At 70.5% G+C, this 19402-nt stretch carries 17 protein-coding genes and 2 tRNA genes; 2 read left to right on the top strand and 17 right to left on the bottom strand.

Features of this window, described 5'->3' with window-relative positions; translation table 11 throughout:
• Positions 1-141 precede the first annotated feature (141 nt).
• Positions 142-1128 (bottom strand): DNA polymerase III subunit delta, encoded by a 987-nt coding sequence (gene holA / locus EES42_RS09900; protein ID WP_124717765.1) that lies wholly within the window; start codon positions 1126-1128, stop codon positions 142-144.
• A gap of 104 nt (positions 1129-1232) precedes the next feature.
• On the opposite strand from holA, the gene EES42_RS09895 reads away from it, so the two are divergent.
• Positions 1233-1478 carry a hypothetical protein gene (locus EES42_RS09895; RefSeq protein WP_199883160.1) on the top strand — a complete coding sequence of 82 codons (246 nt, stop codon included), beginning with the start codon at positions 1233-1235 and terminating at the stop codon, positions 1476-1478.
• 15 nt (positions 1479-1493) lie between these two features.
• On the opposite strand, the gene EES42_RS09890 is transcribed toward EES42_RS09895, so the two are convergent.
• The 9 genes from EES42_RS09890 to EES42_RS09840 form a co-directional block, all read right to left on the bottom strand.
• Positions 1494-2378 (bottom strand): YceI family protein, encoded by an 885-nt coding sequence (locus EES42_RS09890; RefSeq protein ID WP_124717764.1) that lies wholly within the window; start codon positions 2376-2378, stop codon positions 1494-1496.
• A 298-nt stretch (positions 2379-2676) separates the two neighbouring features.
• Entirely contained in the window at positions 2677-5322 is a 2646-nt protein-coding gene (locus EES42_RS09885) for a ComEC/Rec2 family competence protein (protein ID WP_124717763.1), read from the bottom strand.
• Positions 5319-5744 (bottom strand): ComEA family DNA-binding protein, encoded by a 426-nt coding sequence (locus EES42_RS47570; protein WP_346775389.1) that lies wholly within the window; start codon positions 5742-5744, stop codon positions 5319-5321. Before EES42_RS47570 ends, EES42_RS09885 begins: the two co-directional genes overlap by 4 nt.
• Positions 5745-6750: 1006 nt before the next feature.
• Positions 6751-7596, bottom strand: coding sequence for a DegV family protein (locus tag EES42_RS09875; protein WP_124717761.1), 846 nt, complete (start codon positions 7594-7596; stop codon positions 6751-6753).
• Positions 7597-7719: 123 nt separating this feature from the next.
• Positions 7720-8505 carry a hypothetical protein gene (locus EES42_RS09870; protein WP_124717760.1) on the bottom strand — a complete coding sequence of 262 codons (786 nt, stop codon included), beginning with the start codon at positions 8503-8505 and terminating at the stop codon, positions 7720-7722.
• 163 nt (positions 8506-8668) lie between these two features.
• Positions 8669-11542 carry a leucine--tRNA ligase gene (gene leuS, locus EES42_RS09865; RefSeq protein ID WP_124717759.1) on the bottom strand — a complete coding sequence of 958 codons (2874 nt, stop codon included), beginning with the start codon at positions 11540-11542 and terminating at the stop codon, positions 8669-8671.
• A 373-nt stretch (positions 11543-11915) separates the two neighbouring features.
• Positions 11916-11988: transfer RNA gene (locus tag EES42_RS09855), tRNA-Ala, on the bottom strand.
• Between the two features lie 138 nt (positions 11989-12126).
• The gene (locus EES42_RS09850; RefSeq protein WP_093897076.1) at positions 12127-12360 is read right to left on the bottom strand and encodes a hypothetical protein; all 234 of its coding nucleotides are present in this window, start codon (positions 12358-12360) and stop codon (positions 12127-12129) included.
• Positions 12361-12572: 212 nt separating this feature from the next.
• The gene (locus EES42_RS09840; protein WP_124717757.1) at positions 12573-14024 is read right to left on the bottom strand and encodes an MFS transporter; all 1452 of its coding nucleotides are present in this window, start codon (positions 14022-14024) and stop codon (positions 12573-12575) included.
• Positions 14025-14225: 201 nt separating this feature from the next.
• Here EES42_RS09840 and EES42_RS09835 point away from each other — a divergent pair, with 201 nt between their 5' ends.
• Complete coding sequence (locus EES42_RS09835) at positions 14226-15026, top strand: helix-turn-helix transcriptional regulator (protein WP_124718475.1); 801 nt, start codon at positions 14226-14228, stop codon at positions 15024-15026.
• Between the two features lie 81 nt (positions 15027-15107).
• Here EES42_RS09835 and EES42_RS09830 read toward each other — a convergent pair.
• The 7 genes from EES42_RS09830 to EES42_RS44655 form a co-directional block, all read right to left on the bottom strand.
• Positions 15108-15180: transfer RNA gene (locus tag EES42_RS09830), tRNA-Ala, on the bottom strand.
• Positions 15181-15285: 105 nt separating this feature from the next.
• Positions 15286-15939 carry a histidine phosphatase family protein gene (locus tag EES42_RS09825; RefSeq protein ID WP_124717756.1) on the bottom strand — a complete coding sequence of 218 codons (654 nt, stop codon included), beginning with the start codon at positions 15937-15939 and terminating at the stop codon, positions 15286-15288.
• Entirely contained in the window at positions 15936-16367 is a 432-nt protein-coding gene (gene rsfS, locus EES42_RS09820) for a ribosome silencing factor (protein ID WP_124717755.1), read from the bottom strand. Before rsfS ends, EES42_RS09825 begins: the two co-directional genes overlap by 4 nt.
• A 114-nt stretch (positions 16368-16481) precedes the next feature.
• Positions 16482-18257, bottom strand: coding sequence for an LCP family protein (locus tag EES42_RS09815; RefSeq protein ID WP_124717754.1), 1776 nt, complete (start codon positions 18255-18257; stop codon positions 16482-16484).
• Between the two features lie 19 nt (positions 18258-18276).
• Entirely contained in the window at positions 18277-18894 is a 618-nt protein-coding gene (gene nadD, locus EES42_RS09810; protein ID WP_124717753.1) for a nicotinate-nucleotide adenylyltransferase, read from the bottom strand.
• Between the two features lie 38 nt (positions 18895-18932).
• Entirely contained in the window at positions 18933-19097 is a 165-nt protein-coding gene (locus EES42_RS44660; protein ID WP_164495212.1) for a hypothetical protein, read from the bottom strand.
• Between the two features lie 84 nt (positions 19098-19181).
• Positions 19182-19334 carry a hypothetical protein gene (locus EES42_RS44655; RefSeq protein ID WP_164495211.1) on the bottom strand — a complete coding sequence of 51 codons (153 nt, stop codon included), beginning with the start codon at positions 19332-19334 and terminating at the stop codon, positions 19182-19184.
• Positions 19335-19402 lie beyond the last annotated feature (68 nt).

The following is a 19402-nucleotide window of genomic DNA, read 5'->3' as shown; positions in this document are numbered from 1 at the left end:
TTCGGGGGGATCCCGGCGTACGTGGTCGGGCGCGGGAACGAGGCTGCACGGCGCGGGAACGGGGTTCGGCGACGGGGCCCGGGGACTGGGCGCGAGGTTCGGAGGCAGGGCGAGCACCGGTCGCCCCGCCCCGTCCCGCGTTTACCGTCCCGACCGCGCTGCCCGTGCCACCGCGACCACGGCCTTCTCCAGGGCGTACTCCGGGTCGTCGCCACCGCCCTTGACCCCCGCGTCCGCCTCCGCGACCGCCCGCAGCGCGACGGCCACCCCGTCCGGCGTCCAGCCACGCATCTGCTGCCGCACCCGGTCGATCTTCCACGGCGGCATGCCCAGCTCACGGGCAAGATCGGCGGGCCGTCCGCCACGGGCCGAGGACAGCTTGCCGATCGCCCGTACGCCCTGCGCCAGCGCACTCGTGATCAGCACCGGCGCCACCCCGGTCGACAGCGACCAGCGCAGCGCCTCCAGCGCCTCCGCCGCCCGGCCCTCCACCGCACGGTCGGCGACCGTGAAGCTCGACGCCTCGGCCCGGCCCGTGTAGTAACGGGCGACCACCGCCTCGTCGATGGTGCCCTCGACATCCGCGACGAGCTGCGAGACCGCGCTCGCCAGCTCCCGCAGATCGCTGCCGATGGAGTCGACCAGCGCCTGGCACGCCTCGGGCGTCGCCGAACGCCCCAGCGCCCGGAATTCGGACCGTACGAATGAGAGCCGCTCGGCCGGCTTGGTGGTCTTCGGGCAGGCGACCTCCCGCGCACCCGCCTTGCGCGCCGCGTCCAGCAGTCCCTTGCCCTTGGCGCCGCCCGCGTGCAGGAGGACGAGGGTGATCTCCTCGACCGGGTCGCCGAGATACGCCTTGACGTCCTTGACCGTGTCGGCGGAGAGGTCCTGCGCATTGCGCACGATCACCACCTTGCGCTCGGCGAAGAGCGACGGGCTCGTCAGCTCGGCGAGGGTGCCGGGCTGGAGCTGGTCGGAGGTAAGGTCGCGGACGTCCGTGTCGGGGTCGGAGGCCCGGGCCGCCGCCACCACCTGCTGCACGGCGCGGTCGAGGAGCAGGTCCTCCTGGCCCACGGCGAGCGTGAGGGGGGCGAGCGGGTCGTCGGTGGAATTCCTTCTGGTGGCCATCGCCGTCCAGCATCCCATGCACCGCTGACAGCCCCCGATCACATCCCCGGCCGCCCTGTTTACCGGGCCGGGGCCCGGGCGCCGCCGTGCGGGAGAATGGGCCGGTGAGTGATGTGAGACATGTGCTGGTGCTGCCCGACCGTGATGCCGCGGAGGAGGTGGCCGGGGAGCTCGCCGACCGGTTCGGGGTCGCCGAGGAGCCCCAGCTCGTACGCGACGCGCTGGCCGGCGAGGACGACGCCGAGGATGCCCAGTGGCTGGTGGTCGTGGAGGACCCGTCCGGGCGGCTGGACTCCTCGGCACTGGATGCCTTCGCCGCGGAGTACGAGGGGTGGCTCGAAGCGCCCTGAAGGGGCGCCCGCGGCTCAGGTCTTGGGGACGATCTGGATGTCCATGTCGATGGAGATGCTGGAGCCCACGGCCGCGATGCCGCGGGCGAGCATGGTCTGCCAGGTGAGGGTGAAGTCCTCACGGTGCAATTCCGTGGTGGCCCGGCAGGCGGCACGGGTCTCGCCCTCAAGGCCGTTGCCCAGGCCGAGGTACTGGGTGTCCAGGGTGACCGTGCGGCTGACGCCGTGCAGGGTGAGCGCACCGGTCACGCCCCAGCGGGTGCCGCCCCGGTGGACGAAGCGCTCGCTGTAGAACTCCATCGTCGGATAGCGCCCGACGTCGAGGAAGTCGCTGGAGCGCAGATGGTCGTCCCGCATCTGGACATTCGTGTCGATCGACGCGGCGTCGATGATCACGTGCATGGCCGAGTCCTCCATGCGGTCGGCGATCCGCACGGCCCCCGCGAAGTTGTTGAACCGGCCGTGGATGCGCGCCAGACCGATGTGCCGGGCCGTGAAGCCGATCTGCGAGTGCATCGGCTCGACCTCCCACTCCCCCGGCGCGGGAAGCTGCGGAGGCGCGGACAACTGCAGGGTCACGTCGCCCAGGCTCGCGTGACCGCCCTCGACGACCGTGGCCGACGCGTGGAACGGAGTGAAGCCCTCGGCCGTGACGGCAAGCCGGTACTCACCGGCCGGGACAGTGGCGAGGACGTTACCGAACGGGTCGGTCTCACCACCGAAGACTTTGCGGCCCGCACTGTCCATGACCACGAACTCGGCCAGCGGCACGACCTCGTTGACCGGGTCGAGCACCCGGCAACTGAGCAATCCGGCAGTGCGCGGCACCTCCAGCCCGGCCAGGGCATTGCCCTGCGCCGAACCCGCCGCTCGCCTGCCGTTCAGCCAACGACCGAACATGTTCCACCTTCCCCCGGGGACGATTCACCTTGGGGCCCGGCGGCTGGACGTCTCTGTCGGAGCAGCGGCCCACCGACGAGCATGCATTCGATCACCATTGTGCCGTTCGAGGCAAACAGCGCAGCTCGGAGGGGCTTGAAGTGTCTTGGGTGGAGGTGTTACCGAAGGTCCGAATTGGTATCACCATCACCGCCGGGGCGGTGGCCATGGGGCTGGCGGGGGCGGTGCGGTCGTGGAACTGGCGGAGGCCGTGCGGTCGTGGAGCTGGCGGAGGCCGTGCGGTCGTCGGGCTGGGTAGTCACGACCGGCGCACTGCCCGCAGCCCCGGCCCGGCACCCGTCACGGCGATCGCACCATCGGTGTCCGTACGCAGCACCACGGCCCCGCCCGCTCTGAGCGCATCGACGGTACGCGGCGCCGGATGGCCGTACGGGTTGTCCCTCCCCACACTCACCAGGGCGAACCTCGGGTGCGCGCTGCGCAGCAGCGCCGGGTCCTGATGGGCCGAGCCGTGATGCGCGACCTTGAGCACATCCACCCTCGGCAGCGCGGGATATCTGCGCAGCACCCCCTGCTGGGCCTGCGGTTCGAGGTCCCCCAGGAGCAACAGGGTCAGCCCGCCGGCCCGGACGTGCAGGGTGACACTGGCATCGTTCGGCTCCAGCGGTACGGGACCGGCACCCGGGCCCGCCGGTATTCCGCCGGGCCCGGTGGCGCTCGCCGGCCAGAGGACCCGCCAGTCGAGCGCCCCGATCCGGCGGCGCTCCCCCGGGACGGCCCGGACCAGGGAGACGTGCGATTCGGCCGCCGTTCTCCGTACGAACGCGACCTGGTCCGGAGGTTCGTCCAGGCTCGTCGTCTCGATCGCACCCACCGCCCTGCCCCTCAACACCCCGGGCAGGCCCCGCACATGGTCGGCGTGAAAGTGCGTGAGGACCAGGAACGGCACCTCGGTGATGCCCAGGTCACGAAGGCACCGGTCGACGAGTGAAGGATCGGGACCGGCATCGACGACCACCCCCGCACCGTCCCCCGCCGCCAGCACCAGGGCGTCCCCCTGCCCCACGTCGCACATCGCGAACGCCCAGCCCGGCGGCGGCCATCCGGTCAGCACCCGGGTGAGCGGCACCGGACGCAGCACCGCGAGAACCAACAGCAGCGAGGCGGCCGAGCAGACCCAGGGATGGCGCACGATCCGGCGGGCGAAGAGCATTACCAGAGCGGTCAGCGCGGTGAGCAGCACCGCGCCCTTCCAGCCGTCGGGCCAGTCGATCTCCGCCCCGGGCAGGTCCGCCCCGGTGCGGGCCACCGAGGCGATCCAACCGGCGGGCCACCCCGCGATCCGGGCGAGCAACTCCGCCACCGGCATGGCCACCGGCGCCAGGGCGAGCGCGGCGAACCCGAGGACCGTGGCCGGCGGCACTGCCGCCTCGGCCAGCAGATTGCACGGGATCGCCACCAGGCTGACCCGCGAGGCGAGCAGTACGACCACCGGCGCGCACACCGCCTGCGCGGCGGCCGCCGCGGCCAGCGCCTCGGCGAGCCTGGCCGGAACCCTGCGCCGTTGCAGCGCATCGCTCCATTTCGGGGCGATGGTCAGCAGGGCGCCGGTGGCCAGCACGGAGAGGATGAAACCGTAACTGCGCGCCATCCATGGGTCGTAAAGGACCAACAACATGACTGCGGCCGCCAGCGCCGGGATCAGCGATCTCCGCCGCCCCGTACCAATGGCCAGCAGGGTGATCAGCCCGCACGCCGCCGCCCGCAGAACGCTCGGTTCGGGTCGGCAGACGATGACGAAGGCCAGCGTGAGCCCGCCGCCGAGCAGCGCCGTGAGCCGCAGCGAGATACCCAACCGGGGCGCCAGCCCGCGACGTTCGGCACGGAGCGCCATCCCTGGCGGTCCGATGAGGAGGACGAGCAGGATCGCCAGGTTGGATCCGGAGACGGCCATCAAGTGGGTGAGATCGGCGGCCTTGAACGCCTCGTGCAGCTCGGGGGTGATCCGTGAGGTGTCGCCGACCACCAGGCCCGGCAGCAGGGCCCTCGCATCGGGATCGAGCCGCTCGGTCGCCTGCCGCAGCCCGCCGCGCAGCGCGCCTGCCGTGCGCTGGAGGACGGAGGGAGGCCCGATGATTCGAGGCGGCCCCTTGCCCTGGGGGCGCAGAACGGCGGCACTGCGCTCCCCGTCGTGCAGTGGCGGTGACAGCCGGCCGCCGACGCGCAGGTGTGTGGAGGGGAGCAACTGCTGCCACGGTCCGGTCGATCCGCCGGGCGAGACGATCAGCAGCACTGGTGTACTCAGCCCGGTGACCGCACCGTCGGGCCCGGTCAGCCGGGTGATCTCGGCATCCATGAGGAGGGCGACGGGTGTGCTGTGGTCGCCCCGCACCCGAGGCGTGGTCCGCCGGGCATCGGATGTCACCGTGACCTCCGCCTCGACCGTCGAGAACCGCTCGGCCAGCTCGTGGACCGGCCCCTGCCGTACATCGGCACTGTGCAATCCGGCCGCCGCGGCCCCGGCCGCCGCGCAGAGCAACGCCGCAGCGGTGGCGGTAGCCGTGGCCCGCGACCACCACCGCCCGTCTGCCGCCGCCCTGTCCGCGGTGTCGGCGTCCGCACCGGCACCGATGCCGCCATCGGCATCGGCATCGGCATCGGCATCGGCATCGGAGGAAGGTCTGCCTGCCGAGGCACCGGCCGCCCCTCTGCGCCGTACACGGGTTGCGGCCGCCCCCGACATGGCCAGGAGCACCATGGCCGCACCCACGCAGAGGATCACACCCACCGTGGTCCACCGCCCTGGCGCGCTCAGCGCCAGTGCCGCTCCGGCCCAGGCCGCCATGGCAGGCGGGACCAGGCGGAGATCGGCCGGACCCTCCTGCCGCGGTTCGGAGGCGCCGAGCCGGCTGCCGGACGCCGCATGGACGTCCAGGTGGCTCATGGCCCCACCAATGGTTGGAGGTCGGCGAACCTGCGGTCACCGATCCCGTTCACCTCACGCAGTTCATCGATGGACCGGAAACCGCCGTGCTGTGTGCGGTAGTCGACGATGTGCTGGGCCAGAACCGGGCCGACACCCGGCAGCGTGTCCAACTGTTCGACGGTCGCGGTGTTGAGGCTGACCGGGCCGGTCGCAGCGCTCCCGCCGCCGCTGCCCATCGCGACACCTGCCGCCCCACCGGCAGTCGAAGGTCCTGGCGGGGTGCCCACCACGATCTGCTCTCCGTCCATGAGCACCCGTGCCCGGTTGAGCCCGGTGAGGTCCGCTCCGTCCCGGACTCCGCCCGCCGCACGTAACGCATCGGCGACCCTTGCTCCGGAAGGCAGTTGACGGATACCAGGCCTTCGCACCTTGCCGCTCACATCAACGACAATGTGTCCGCCCGTCCCTGTCCCGGGTGGCGGTCCCGGCGACGGCTCCGGTTCCCCGGCACCGACCGGCGCCGGGGGCGACGTCCGGGCGTGCGCAGCCTCCTCGACCGGCTCGGGCGCACGCACGGAGTGCGGGCGCGCGGACCAGAGGTGCACTGCGGCAAAGACTCCGGCCGCGACCAGCACAACGGCCAACGCTGCAAGGGTCTTCGGCTCCAGACCGCATCTGAGCTGCAGCCATACCGGGAGCCGCTCCCGCAACGCGGGAACCACCCTCTCCCGCCAGCGCCCCGCCCCTCCGGAAACCGGAACGGTGACCGAGGCCGAAGACGAACCCCGCGCAGAGATGGAAGCACCAGCCGCGCCCCCAACTGGACTTGGACTTGGGTCCGTGACCGGAGACGAGGCCGGCGCCGAGATCGGAGTCGGGACAACCCCCAGCGCAGGCCGCGCGACCCGCCCTCCGTACGCACCCGTCATCAGCGCGTCCGCCCGACGGCGCGACGCCGCGGCCACCGTGTCCGCACCCTGGCGCGACGTCCGTCGCCGACCGGGCCCGAGGCCCGGCCCCAAGCCTGGTCCGGCGCCGACACCTGGTCCGGTACCGGGGCCGCTGCGGACACGGCCGTCCGAGGCCGGGGCCCGACCGGGGCCACTGCCGCTTCCGCTGGTTGCACGATGTGATCGGGGTGCCATGCCTCACGACGGTAGGCACATCCGCCCGAAGCCGCTCAGCAGGTCCAATTCCGGTGGACAACCGACCAGTTGTGGATAACTCGACCACTCATCGGAGTGACACCCACGGCACCCACGGCACTCACGGCACGCACGGCACGCAGGACACGCAGGACACGCAGAGCACGCAGAGCACCCACGGCATGCATGGCACACACGACGCTCAGGACACCCGGAACACGCAAGACGTCACGAGGCCCGACCGACCGCCCAACCTGCCAGCCGACCGACCACCTGCCCGACCGCCCCGCAGGCCGGCCGCTCAGCGCGGCGAGACCACTGCCCCCAGCAGGCCGGGACCGGTGTGCGCACCGATCACCGCACCCACCTCGCTCACATGCAGATCGACCAGCCCCGGTACCCGCTCACGCAGTCGCTCCGCGAGCCGCTCCGCCCGTTCGGGGGCGGCGAGGTGGTGCACGGCGATGTCCACGCGGCCGCTGCCCGCCCGTTCCGCGACGATCTCCTCCAGGCGCGCGATCGCCTTCGAAGCCGTCCGCACCTTCTCCAGCAGTTCGATGCGGCCGCCGTCGAGCTGGAGCAGCGGCTTCACCGCGAGAGCCGATCCCAGCAGAGCCTGCGCGGCACCGATGCGGCCGCCGCGCCGCAGGTAGTCCAGCGTGTCGACGTAGAAGTACGCCGAGGTGCCCGCGGCCCGCTTCTCCGCGGCCGCGACCGCCTCGTCCAGGCTTCCGCCCGCCTCCGCCGTCTCCGCGGATGCCAGGGCGCAGAATCCGAGGGCCATGGCGACCATCCCGGTGTCCACCACACGGACCGGAACCGGCGCCTCCTTCGCCGCGAGCACGGCGGCGTCGTACGTGCCCGAGATCTCGGCCGAGAGGTGCAGCGAGACGATGCCGGTGGCCCCCGCCTCGGCCGCCGCCCGGTAAGCGGCGGCGAACACCTCGGGACTCGGCCGGGACGTGGTCACGGGACGACGCTTCTGGAGCGCCACCGCAAGGGAACGGGCCGAGATCTCGGTACCGTCCTCCAGAGCCTGATCTCCGAGAACGACGGTCAGCGGCACCGCGGTGATGCCGTGCCGCTCCATCGTCTCGGGCGGCAGGTAGGCCGTGGAATCGGTGACGATCGCGACATGGCGGGACATGAGCGGGAGGTTACCTGGCGAGTCCGCGTCCTGGCAGTCCGACCCCGACCGAATGATCTCTCCTGCATCTCTTCGGATGTATCTCTTCGGACCGCATCCGGTCACCGCCGGTCGTCGAATGTGTCAGTTCGTCGTCTCGGGCCGGGGCGCCTTCTGCCACGGGTATCCGGCCTGGCGTCGCGGGTCGGAAGCCGTGATCGCCCGGGCCGCACCCTCATCCGACCCACTCCCCTGCCCCGGTCCCGGCCGCTGCTCCTGCTCCTGCCCCGGGTCCTGGCTTCGGGGGCCCCGGCTCTGGCTCTGACTCCGGCCGCTCGTGTCGCTCTGCGGCCCGCCGCCCTGCCCCTGGACCGGTGCGTCCGGCTCCACCGTCCAGTGCCGGAGCGCCCCCGCCTCCACGTCGATCTGTGCGTTCAGCGCGTCCAGCGAGTCGTCGGAGAACTGCCGTGCCCGGTCACGCGCGGCCCACCGCAGCGAATCCGCGGAGTGTGTGATCCGCTCCGTACGCTGCTTCAGGCTCGGCAGCAGCGAGGCGACGGTCGTCCGGTCGGGCTCGCGCTCCAGTTTCTTCAGCTCGTCGTCCAGCTCACGTCCGTGCACGCTCAGCCGCTGGAAGAGGCCCAGCGACTCCGCGAGCGAGGCGTCCTCGGCAGCTCCGGCCTGCAACGCCTCCTGCGTGGCCCGCATGGATGTCCGCAGTGCCAGCCGCAGCTGCGCCAGCTCTCCGCCCACGCCCGTCTGCCCGTAGCTCTTCGCCCGCAGCGTGGTCTCCTCGACCGTGCGGCGCGCCTGGCTGATCGTTCGGTCCACACCGCGCTTCGCCGCGCCCACGGCTTTGACGCCCGCGTACACCCCCAGGGCCACGAACGCGAAGAAGAGCAACCCCAGAATCAGGATCACGGATTCCATGAGCGCCCCTCGGATGTCGTTTCGGCTGCCGGGTGCCGGCCCCTCCACCGTAAACGGAAAGGGCAGGTTGAGGGTTCCATCGGAACCCTCAACCTGCCCGTAGGGGAACACCCCCACACCGCCGCGTGTGCGCGCTCAGCGCCTCACGAGGAACGCCACGCCATCACGCCGGGACGATGTTGACCAGCTTCGGCGCCCGCACGATCACCTTGCGGATGCCCGCACCGTCCAGCGCCGCCAGCACGGCCGGGTCGGCCAGGGCCAGTGCCTCCAGCTCCTCGTCCGTGATCGACGGGGAGATCTCCAGGCGTGCCTTGACCTTGCCCTTGACCTGCACGACGCAGGTCACGGTCTCGTCCACGACGTACGCCGGGTCGGCGACCGGGAAGTCCTGGTGCACGACCGACTCGGTGTGGCCCAGCCGGCGCCACAGCTCCTCGGCGATGTGCGGTGCCAGCGGCGCCACCAGCAGCACCAGCGACTCGGCGACGGACCGGGACAGCGGCCCGCCCGCCTTGGTCAGGTGGTTGTTCAGCTCGGTGACCTTGGCGATCGCCGTGTTGAAGCGCATCCCGGCCATGTCCTGGCCGACCCCGTCGATCGCCTTGTGCAGGGCACGCAGCGTCTCCTCGCCCGGCTCCGTGTCGACGACGGTGACCTCACCGGTCTCCTCGTCGACGACATTGCGCCACAGCCGCTGCAGCAGCCGGTACTGGCCGACGACGGCGCGTGTGTCCCACGGCCGCGACACGTCCAGCGGGCCCATCGCCATCTCGTACAGACGCAGCGTGTCCGCCCCGTACTCGGTGCAGATCTCGTCCGGCGTGACGGCGTTCTTCAGGGACTTGCCCATCTTGCCCAGGACGCGGCTGACCTTCTCGCCCTGGTAGTAGAACTGTCCGTCGCGCTCCTCGACCTCGGCCGCCGGGACCGCGATGCCGCGGCTGTCCCGGTAGACGAACGCCTGGATCATGCCCTGGTTGTACAGCTTGTGGAACGGCTCGACGGACGAGATGTGCCCCAGGTCGTGCAGGACCTTGGACCAGAAGCGTGCGTACAGCAGGTGCAGTACGGCGTGCTCGGCGCCGCCGACGTACAGGTCGACGCCACCGGTCGGCTGCCCCTCGCGCGGGCCCATCCAGTACTGCTCGATCGCCGGGTCGACCAGCTTCTGGTCGTTGTTCGGGTCCAGGTAGCGCAGCTCGTACCAGCAGGAGCCCGCCCAGTTGGGCATGGTGTTGGTCTCGCGGCGGTACTTCTTGGGACCGTTGCCGTCGCCCAGGTCCAGGGTGACGTTGACCCAGTCGGCGTTCCGGGACAGCGGGGTCTCGGGCTGGGTGTCGGCGTCCTCGGGGTCGAAGGTGCGCGGCGAGTAGTCGTCGACCTCCGGCAGCTCCAGGGGCAGCATCGACTCGGGCAGCGGGTGGGCGATGCCGTCCTCGTCGTAGACGATCGGGAAGGGCTCGCCCCAGTAGCGCTGGCGGCTGAACAGCCAGTCACGCAGCCGGAAGTTGACGGTGCCCTCGCCGACGCCGTGAGCCTTCAGCCACTCGGTGATCCGCGCCTTGGCGTCGACGACGCCCAGGCCGTCCAGCGAGATCTCGTCGTTGGCGGAGTTGACCAGCTTCGCGTCGTACGAGCCGAAGGCGTCCTCCCACGTCGAGGGGTCCGTGCCGCGGTCGTCCGACGGCTCGACGACACAGCGCATCGGCAGCTCGAAGGCGCGCGCGAAGGCGAAGTCGCGGGCGTCGTGCGCCGGTACGGCCATGATCGCGCCGGTGCCATAGCCCATCAGTACGTAGTCGGCGATGAAGACGGGTACCTTCTCGCCGCTGACCGGGTTGGTCGCGTACGCGCCGGTGAAGACACCGGTCTTGTCCTTGGCCTCGGCCTGCCGCTCCACGTCGGACTTGGCGGCGGCCAGCTTGCGGTAGGCGGCGACGGCCTCGGCCGGGGACGCGTACCCGCCGGTCCACACCGTGTGGGTGCCCTCGGGCCAGGCGGCCGGAATGATCCGTTCGACCAGCTCGTGCTCGGGTGCCAGCACCATGTAGGTGGCACCGAACAGGGTGTCCTGGCGGGTGGTGAAGACGGTGATGCTGTCGGAGCCGTCGACCGGGAAGTCGACGCGCGCGCCTTCGGAGCGCCCGATCCAGTTGCGCTGCTGCAGCTTGATCGCCTCGGGCCAGTCCAGCCCGTCCAGGTCGTTCAGCAGCCGGTCGGCGTAGGCCGTGATGCGCATGTTCCACTGGCGCAGCTTGGCCTTGAAGACGGGGAAGTTGCCGCGCTCGGAACGGCCGTCGGCCGTCACCTCTTCGTTGGCCAGCACGGTGCCCAGGCCGGGCGACCAGTTGACGGGGGCGTCGGAGGCGTACGCCAGGCGGTACTCGCCCAGGATGTCCGCGCGCTCGGCGGCGCTCAGCGCGCTCCAGTCACGCCCGTCCGGGGTGGGGCGCGCACCGCTCTCGAACTGCTCGACCAGCTCGGCGATCGGTCGGGCCCGGTCGGCCTCGGTGTCGTACCAGGAGTTGAAGATCTGCAGGAAGATCCACTGGGTCCACTTGTAGTACTCCGACTCGATCGTGGCGAACGAGCGGCGCTTGTCGTGGCCCAGGCCCAGCCGGCGCAGCTGAGCGGTCATGTTCTCGATGTTGGCCTCGGTGGAGACCCGCGGGTGCGTGCCGGTCTGCACCGCGTACTGCTCCGCGGGCAGACCGAAGGCGTCGAAGCCCAGGGTGTGCAGCACGTTGTGCCCGGTCATCCGCTGGTGGCGGGCGAAGACATCGGTGGCGATGTAGCCCAGCGGGTGACCGACGTGCAGGCCCGCACCCGAGGGGTACGGGAACATGTCCATGATGAACTTCTTCGGCCTGGCGGCCAGCTCCGGATCGCCGGCCAGGTCGCCGGTCGGATTCGGCGCCTCGTACGTGCCCTCGGCGTCCCAGAAGTCCTGCCAGCGTGCCTCGATGTCGGCGGCCATCGCCGCCGTGTAGCGGTGCGGCGCAGCCGTCTCGGCTGCGGAAGTCGTCTCGCTCATGATCCTCAAAGCTCCATCGATCGTCATCTGCCGGGCGCCCGTGTCTACGGACACGCGTCTGCGGAAACGAAAAATCCCCTCGCACAGGAGGGGACGCCGCGCCGATTCCGACCAGGCATTCTCACCGGTCGGGACTGATCAGCGCGGCTCGCTAAGCAGAAGGCGTACGGCACGCATGGCGTCAGGGTACCGCACGGCCCCGGAGCCGGGCCGGGCGCGACCGCACCATGGACAGGGCGGCGTGAGCGGCCGTACGACGGAACTCCGGCTCTCCGGCATCGGCATACGACGGACAGTCGGGCAGGACGGGCAGGTAGACGGACGAGAGAAGCGGGCCACCCTGTGTGGGTGACCCGCTTCTCGTTCTTCACTGTGGAGCTAAGGAGAATTGAACTCCTGACCTCCTGCATGCCATGCAGGCGCTCTACCAACTGAGCTATAGCCCCGTGCCGCGTTCTGCCCGGTTTCCCTGGCGACATCGAGAACATTACCGGTGACCCCGCCAGTCCACCAAATCGATTCCGGGCCGTATCGATTTGACCCGTTCTGCGCCACCTGGGCCGAGGCCGGCGGAGCCGGAGGGGTCAGGCCGTGGCGAAGGAGTAGAAGCGTTTGAGCGTGCAGTGCTCCTCCAACAGCCGACCGTAGATCGGCTCCCCCTCCAGCTCCCGATAGGTCTCGATCGGGTCGCCTTTTATGACCAGCGCCCGCGCGCACTCCTCGCACCAGTACTGGTACTCAGGATTGATCGGGTCCATGTCCCTGACGATGGGCGTACCGCTGCCGCACCAGTCACATTTCCGCCTGTGTGCACCCATGGGTCAGCTCCGGCTTTGGCCGCGGGCGGAGCACATGAAGAAGGTCCCGCCGTTCTCGGGGGCTGCGCGGAAGCCGGGGACAAGGAGCAGGTCCGGGACCTCGTGGCGGCTCGCAGGCATCGCGCTCCCTCCCGTTCGGTCCGTCGCCCCCTCCGGCGCTCCGATTCTGCCATGAGCCCGCAAGAGGGGCAGCCCGCCGGAGAACCAGCCATTCACCGACGTCGTACGAGCCCCGCCGCCGCACCTGCCACAGCGGCCACGGAGAGCGCGAGGGCACACACCCACAACGCCTGCCCCGACCCCTGGACCCCTTGCGCATCAAGGCGGTTGAGATAGAGCGTGCCGAACGCGGCGACCCCGGTCAGCTGTCCGAGCTGGGTGACCGTCACCAGTACGCCACTCGCGTCGGCCGCGTCCTTGGGACGCACGTCCGCCAGCGCCCTGGTAAGGGTGGGGCTGAAGCCCAGTGCCAGGCCGACACCCATCACCGCGAAGGCCGCGTACAGCACGGGCCCGCCGTCGCCGCCGCCACGCATCAGGAGTCCGACGGCCACGGAGGCGACCGCCACGAGTACGAACCCGCCGGGCACCAGGGCCCCTTGGAGTCCGGCGGGCCACCGCCGCCAGGTCAGTCCGGCCACGCCGAACACCAGCGCCGTCGGCGCGAACATCAGCCCCGCCCGCAGCGGCGAACAGCCCAGACCTCCCTGGACGTGCAGCGTCATGGCAAAAAGGAAGCCGCCGTTGATCGCCATCACCAGGAGAATACGCAGCGCCGCCCGGGCCATACCGGGAACGCGCAGGACCCTGGGGGCGATCAGGGGCGCACCACCGCGCGCGGCCAGCCGCGACTCGTATGCCGCGAAAACGGCGAAGAGCCCCACGGAGGCGGCCATGCAGAACCCGGACCAGACCGGCCAGTCCAGCTCCTGCCCGAGCACCAGGGGAACGGTGAGCAGTGTGACGGCGGCGGCGAGCAGTACCAGCCCCGGCAGATCGAGGCCGCGGGCCCGGGCCTGGACCCTGCCGGGCGCGGTGCGCGGCTCGCGCGGCAGCACACGGCTGCCGAGCACCAGCAGAACGAGCCCGATGGGCACGTTGACCAGGAAGACCGGCCGCCAGCCCGCACCGAAAAGATCGGCGCTGACCAGTACCCCGCCGAGCACCTGCCCGGCGGCCGCCCCGGTGGCGAGCACCGCGCTGTAGGCGCCGAGCGCCCGGATCCGTGCCTCGCCGGTGAAGTGGCGCTGGATGAGGCTGAGCACCTGCGGAATCATCACCGCCGCGGCCGCGCCCTGCACCAGCCGGAAGGCGATCAGCTGCCCGGTTCCCGCGGCGAGTCCGCAGGCCAGCGAGGCCGCGGTGAAGACGCCGAGCCCGGTCAGATGGGCCCGGCCGTGTCCGAGCAGGTCGCCGAGCCTGGCGCCGGTGATGAGCAGCACCGCGTACGTGATGGTGTAGCCGGCCACGACGAGCTGCAACCCGGCGCCGGAGGCGTGGAGTTCGCTGCGGATCGTCGGGGCGGCGACGTTGATGATGAAGATGTCGAGCAGCGCCATGAACTGGGCCGCGAGCACCAGGGCGAGCACTCTCCCGGAGCTGTTGTCAGTGGTGGAGTCTTTACTGGTTGCGGAACGTGGAGTTGCTTCGGATGCCGTCGTCATGACATCGAGCCTGGCCCCGGCCGAATACGGGTAACGAGAGCCCGCTGATGCTGGTACCGACAGCACCTGGCAACTCCCTTGCCGGTCACCGAACATGGGGGTGTGGCAACGGTGACGACACATCAAGCGGCGGACCGGACGGGCGAACGGACGACGTCCAGGACGAGCCGGCACCGGCGGCGCCCGGAGCTCGCGGCGTTTCTGCGCAATCGCCGGGCGCGGGTGACACCCGCCGATGTGGGCATGGCCCCCGGGCTGCGCCGCCGCACCCCCGGCCTGCGTCGCGAGGAGGTCGCGCAGCTCTCCGGCGTCGGCGTCACCTGGTACACCTGGCTGGAACAGGGCCGCCCCATCAACGCGTCACCGCAGGTGCTGGACGCCGTGGCGCGCACGCTCCGGCTGGACGCGTCGGAGCGCGAACACCTCTACCACCTGGCGGAGGTGGCCTGCGTGCCCGGCAGGCAGTCCGACGTCTTCGAGGTGGGGGCGGAGATCCAGGGGATCATCGACGCGCTCGATCCGCATCCCGCCGTGGTCTACAACACGAGATACGACATTCTGGCCACCAACCCCGCCTATCGCGATCTGTTCGCCGTCCCGGAGATCGTGGGAACGGGGATACGCAACGTGCTGTGGACGCTGTTCACGGCGTCCGAGGACGCCTGTCCCGTCGTCCACCGGTCGCAGGAGCTGCCGATCATGGTGGCCACGCTGCGGGGCGCGTACGGGCGCCACGCGGGCGAGCCCGCCTGGGAGTCGTTCGTCGAACGGCTCTCGGCCGCCAGTCCGTACTTCGCCGAGCTGTGGCGCAGTGGGAACGTCGCCCCGCCCGGACCGCGGGTGAAGACCTTCCGGCACTGGGCATTGCCCGGGGAGATCCGGATGACCTCGGTGTCGTTGTCCGTCAATGGGCTGCCGGAGTGCCGGATCGTGGCGTACACCCCGGCCGACGAGGAGAGCGGGGAACGGGTCGCCGCGTTGCGGCGGAACCGGGAGAGATGAGGAGCCGCAGGGAAGCCGCAGGGAAGCCGCAGGGGCAGAATGCAAAGATCCCGCCCCCTGTCGGGGACGGGATCCTGATTGTGGAGCTAAGGAGAATTGAACTCCTGACCTCCTGCATGCCATGCAGGCGCTCTACCAACTGAGCTATAGCCCCGCTGTTCGTGTGTTTCTCTGCGTTTCCGCGCCGCGAACAAGAAGAACTTTAGCCTGTGACCTGCCGGAAAGTGAAATCCGGCCGCCGGGGGCTGCGGGGCAGTCCTCAGGTGTCGTCGCCGAGCACCGGCTCGGGCAGCGTGCCGGCGTTGTGCTCCAGCAGGCGCCACCCGCGCGCGCCCTCGCCCAGCACCGACCAGCAGCAGTTGGAGAGCCCGCCGAGCCCTTCCCAGTGGTGCGCCTCCAGGCCCAGCAGCCGGCCGATGGTGGTGCGGATGGTGCCGCCGTGGCTGACCACGACCAGCGTGCCGTTCTCGGGCAGCTTGTCGGCGTGTCCGAGGACGACCGGGGCGGCCCGGTCGGCGACCTCGGTCTCCAGCTCACCGCCGCCGCGGCGCACGGGCTCGCCGCGCTTCCAGGCGGCGTACTGCTCGCCGTACTGCCCGACGATCTCCTCATGGGTGAGGCCCTGCCAGGCACCCGCGTAGGTCTCGCGCAGCCCCGCGTCGTGCGCGACTTCGAGACCGGTGATCGCGGCGAGCTCGGCGGCGGTGGCCGCCGCCCGCTGCAGATCGGAGGCGACGATCGCGTCCGGCTTCAGCGAGGCCAGCAGCCGGGCGGCCCGCTGGGCCTGCCCGACTCCGGCGTCGGTGAGCGCGATGTCCGTGGAGCCCTGGAACCTGCGCTCCAGATTCCATGCCGTCTGGCCGTGGCGCCAGAGGACGATCCTGCGGCCCCTGCCGCTTCCGCCGCGGTTCAGCTCTGCTCACCTTCCGTGCTGCCGGTGAGCCGGGCGTGCTCCTCGGCCTTCCCGCGGGTCTTGACGGCGTCCTCGGGAAGCGCGATCTCCGGGCAGTCCTTCCAGAGGCGCTCCAGCGCGTAGAAGACCCGCTCCTCGCTGTGCTGGACGTGGATGACGATGTCGACGTAGTCGAGCAGGATCCAGCGGGCGTCGCGGTCGCCCTCGCGGCGTACCGGCTTGGCCCCGAGCTCCTTCTGGAGCCGCTCCTCGATCTCGTCGACGATCGACTTGACCTGGCGGTCGTTGGGGGCCGAGGCCAGCAGGAAGGCGTCCGTGATCGACAGCACGTCGCTGACGTCGTACGCAATGATGTCGTGCGCGAGCCGGTCGGCGGCCGCCTGAGCGGCGGCGTTGATGAGCTCGATGGAGCGGTCCGTGGCGGTCACAAGCAGGCTTTCGTCGGCGGTCAGGTCAACCTCTAGGGTCTCACGGACCGCCGACAGCCCACGCAGCGATTGTTCGCGGATCGGATCGACATCATCCGAGCGGCCGGATGCCGACTATTTGATCTTGTAGTCCTGGCCGAGCACGACGGACACATCCGCGTTCGCGGCGGGCTTGCCCTGCTTCACCACGTCCACCGGCAGGCCCAGGGTCTTGGCGACCTGCGTCGCCTTCCCCTTGTCCGTCGCTGCCTTGTAGACGACCTCGGACGTCGCCGCCGTCCCGGCCGTTCCGCCGCCGACGAAGGTGTAGCCGCCGTTGATCAGCCTGATCCGCGCGGACTCGGTGCCGTCCGTGTTCCCGGTGCCGTTCTTGACACCGACCCGGACCGCCGCGTCCGCGGCCGGAGCCTTGACCGTGCCGCCCAGGATGTCCTTGACGACGCTCTCGGTGGCCGCGTCGGTGAGTGATCCGTCGTCCTGGACGGGCAGCATCGCCGTCTTGTAGTCGCCGACCTTGGCGTGCTCGGCGAGTTTCGCCAGGGAGGCCGCCAGGTCCTTCTCGGGGAGCGACGGGTCGAGGATCTGCCCCAGCGTCTGCACGGTGACCGTGGCGGCCTTCGGGTCGTCCGAGAGCTTCCGCAGAACGCCCCGCATGACCTCCCCGAACCGCATGAGCTGCTTCGTCTCGGCCTCGCCCGGCCCCCGGTAGGTGGCGTACGCGACGGCCATCTGCCCGCTCAGGGTCTGCGCCTCGCCCTTCTTCACCAGGGGGGCGGCACCCTTCTTCGCGTCCGGCACCTCCGTGTCGGTGTCGACCTCGATGTTGCCGACCAGGTCGACCAGGGTCTCCAGGTACGGGGTGTCGAGCCGCCACGTACCGCTGATCCGGGTGCCGAGCAGGGTGTCGATGGACTCGCGGGTGCCGGTGGTGCCGTCGTCGTCGACGGACTTGCCGAGGGTGGTCGTGGCTCCGCCGTCGTCGGCTACCGCCAGAGAGTTGGGGAGCAGGACCGTGGTGCCCTGCTTGGTCGTCACATTGTCGACGAGCAGCGCCGTGGAGGTGCCGCCCTTCTTGGTGTTGTGCAGATGGACCACGATGACGTCCCGCTGCTGCGGGCCCGCCGATGCCGTGTTGTCCTTCTCCGAGCCGGACAGGCCCGGAATCTTTCCGGCGGACCAGAGGTAGCCGACACCGCCGACCACGATCAGGGCCACCACGACTATCAGCGCGACCATGCGGTTGCGGCCGCGACGCCGTGCCTCCTCGCGCCGCTCGCTGCGGCTCTCGGTGAACTTCAGCCAGTCGATGACGTCTTCGGAGTCCTCGTCGGGCTCCTCGATGAAGGAGAACTGCTCGGTCCGGTAGTCCCGGTCGGCGCGGCGCTGCCCTGGGACGGCGGCGTCCGGATCGTCGCCGGTGCCGGGCTCGGGGGCGGACTCCGGCGAGGTCGGGGCGGCAGGCGCCGGCGGGGCGGGCTGCGGGGCCGTCTGCTGCGGGATGTTCCACTGCTGGGTGGTGTCGGCCGCGGCAGGCTGCTGGCCGGTGTCGTAGCCGTAGCCGTCATAGCCGCCGTACGCCTGCTGCTGCGGCTGCTGGGGCTGGTGCGGGTGCTGCTGTTGGGGTGGCTGCTGCGACTGGGGAGCGTACGGGTCGTACGACTGCGGCTGCGCATGCTGCTGCGACTGCTGCTGCGGCTGGGCGTACGGGTCGTATCCGTACCCCTGGTCGGCCTGTTGCGGCTGTTGCGACTGCTGCTGGGACGCGTACGGGTCGTACGGCTGCTGCGGAACCTGCTGCGGCTGCTGGTACACCGGCTGGCCGTACTCGTCGTAGCCGATGATCTGCGGCTGCTGGTAGTACGGGTCGTACGCGTTCTGTCGGTCGTTCACCGGTGCCCCTCTGCGTCGCTCATTCGCCGCGGTACAGCTGGCGCTTGTCGATGTAGCGGACCACACCGTCCGGCACCAGGTACCAGACCGGATCCCCCTGCGCGACCCTCTCACGGCAGTCCGTGGACGAGATAGCGAGCGCGGGAACCTCCACGAGGGAGACCCCGCCCTCCGGCAGTCCGGCGTCCGTGAGCACATGCCCCGGCCGCGTCACGCCGATGAAGTGGGAGAGCGAGAACAGCTCGTCCGCGTCCCGCCAGGTGAGGATCTGGGAGAGCGCGTCGGCACCGGTGATGAAGAAGAGGTCCGCGTCGCCGTGGATCGCGCGCAGGTCCCGCAGCGTATCGATGGTGTACGTGGGACCGCTGCGGTCGATGTCGCTCCGGCTGACCGAGAACTGCGGGTTGGACGCCGTCGCGATGACCGTCATCAGATAACGGTCCTCGGCCGGGGAGACGTGCTTGTGGCTCTTCTGCCACGGCTGCCCGGTCGGTACGAAGATCACCTCGTCGAGGTGGAACTGGGCGGCCACTTCGCTGGCCGCCACCAGGTGTCCATGATGAATCGGGTCAAACGTCCCGCCCATCACGCCGAGTCGGCGCTTTCCGCGGCCGGTAGGCACTTCCTGCTCTCCCATGCGTGCAGAGCCTACTGGCACAGCTGTTCGCCTTCGCTTCAGCGGTCGCGGTTGAAGCGGGTGGTGATCCACAGCAGGAGCAGCAGCGCGATGAACGCACCGCCACCGGTCACGTACGGGCTGAGGCTTTCGTGGTTGCCACCGTGCTCGCCGCCCTCGGAGGCGAGAGTGACCAGCTGGTGTGCGGTGCTCGTGAGGCTCATCTTCGGCAGGACCTATCGATCGGGAGTCGGAAGGAAGACGTCGCGCACATCGTATGCGTGCCCCCCGGGCACGCTCACGCCGACTCAGTCGTTGTCGTCGTCGTTGCGGTATCCGCGGAGCAGGAACCAGCCGAGCAGCACGGCTCCGACGAGCGAGGCGAGCAGCACGATACGGAGCGTGTTGCCGGGCCCCTGGTCCCCGGATGCGGCGGCGAGCAGAGCAACGGTTTGCGGCATGTCGGGCGTCTCCTCAGTTATCCACAGCCCCCCGCACACCGTAGCCCCAGCACCTACGCTGGGATTTG

This window comes from Streptomyces sp. ADI95-17, from assembly GCF_003846175.1.
GTDB lineage: Bacteria > Actinomycetota > Actinomycetes > Streptomycetales > Streptomycetaceae > Streptomyces > Streptomyces sanglieri.
Note: the sequence above shows the minus strand (reverse complement) of the source record. Positions and strands in the feature narration are given on the sequence as shown.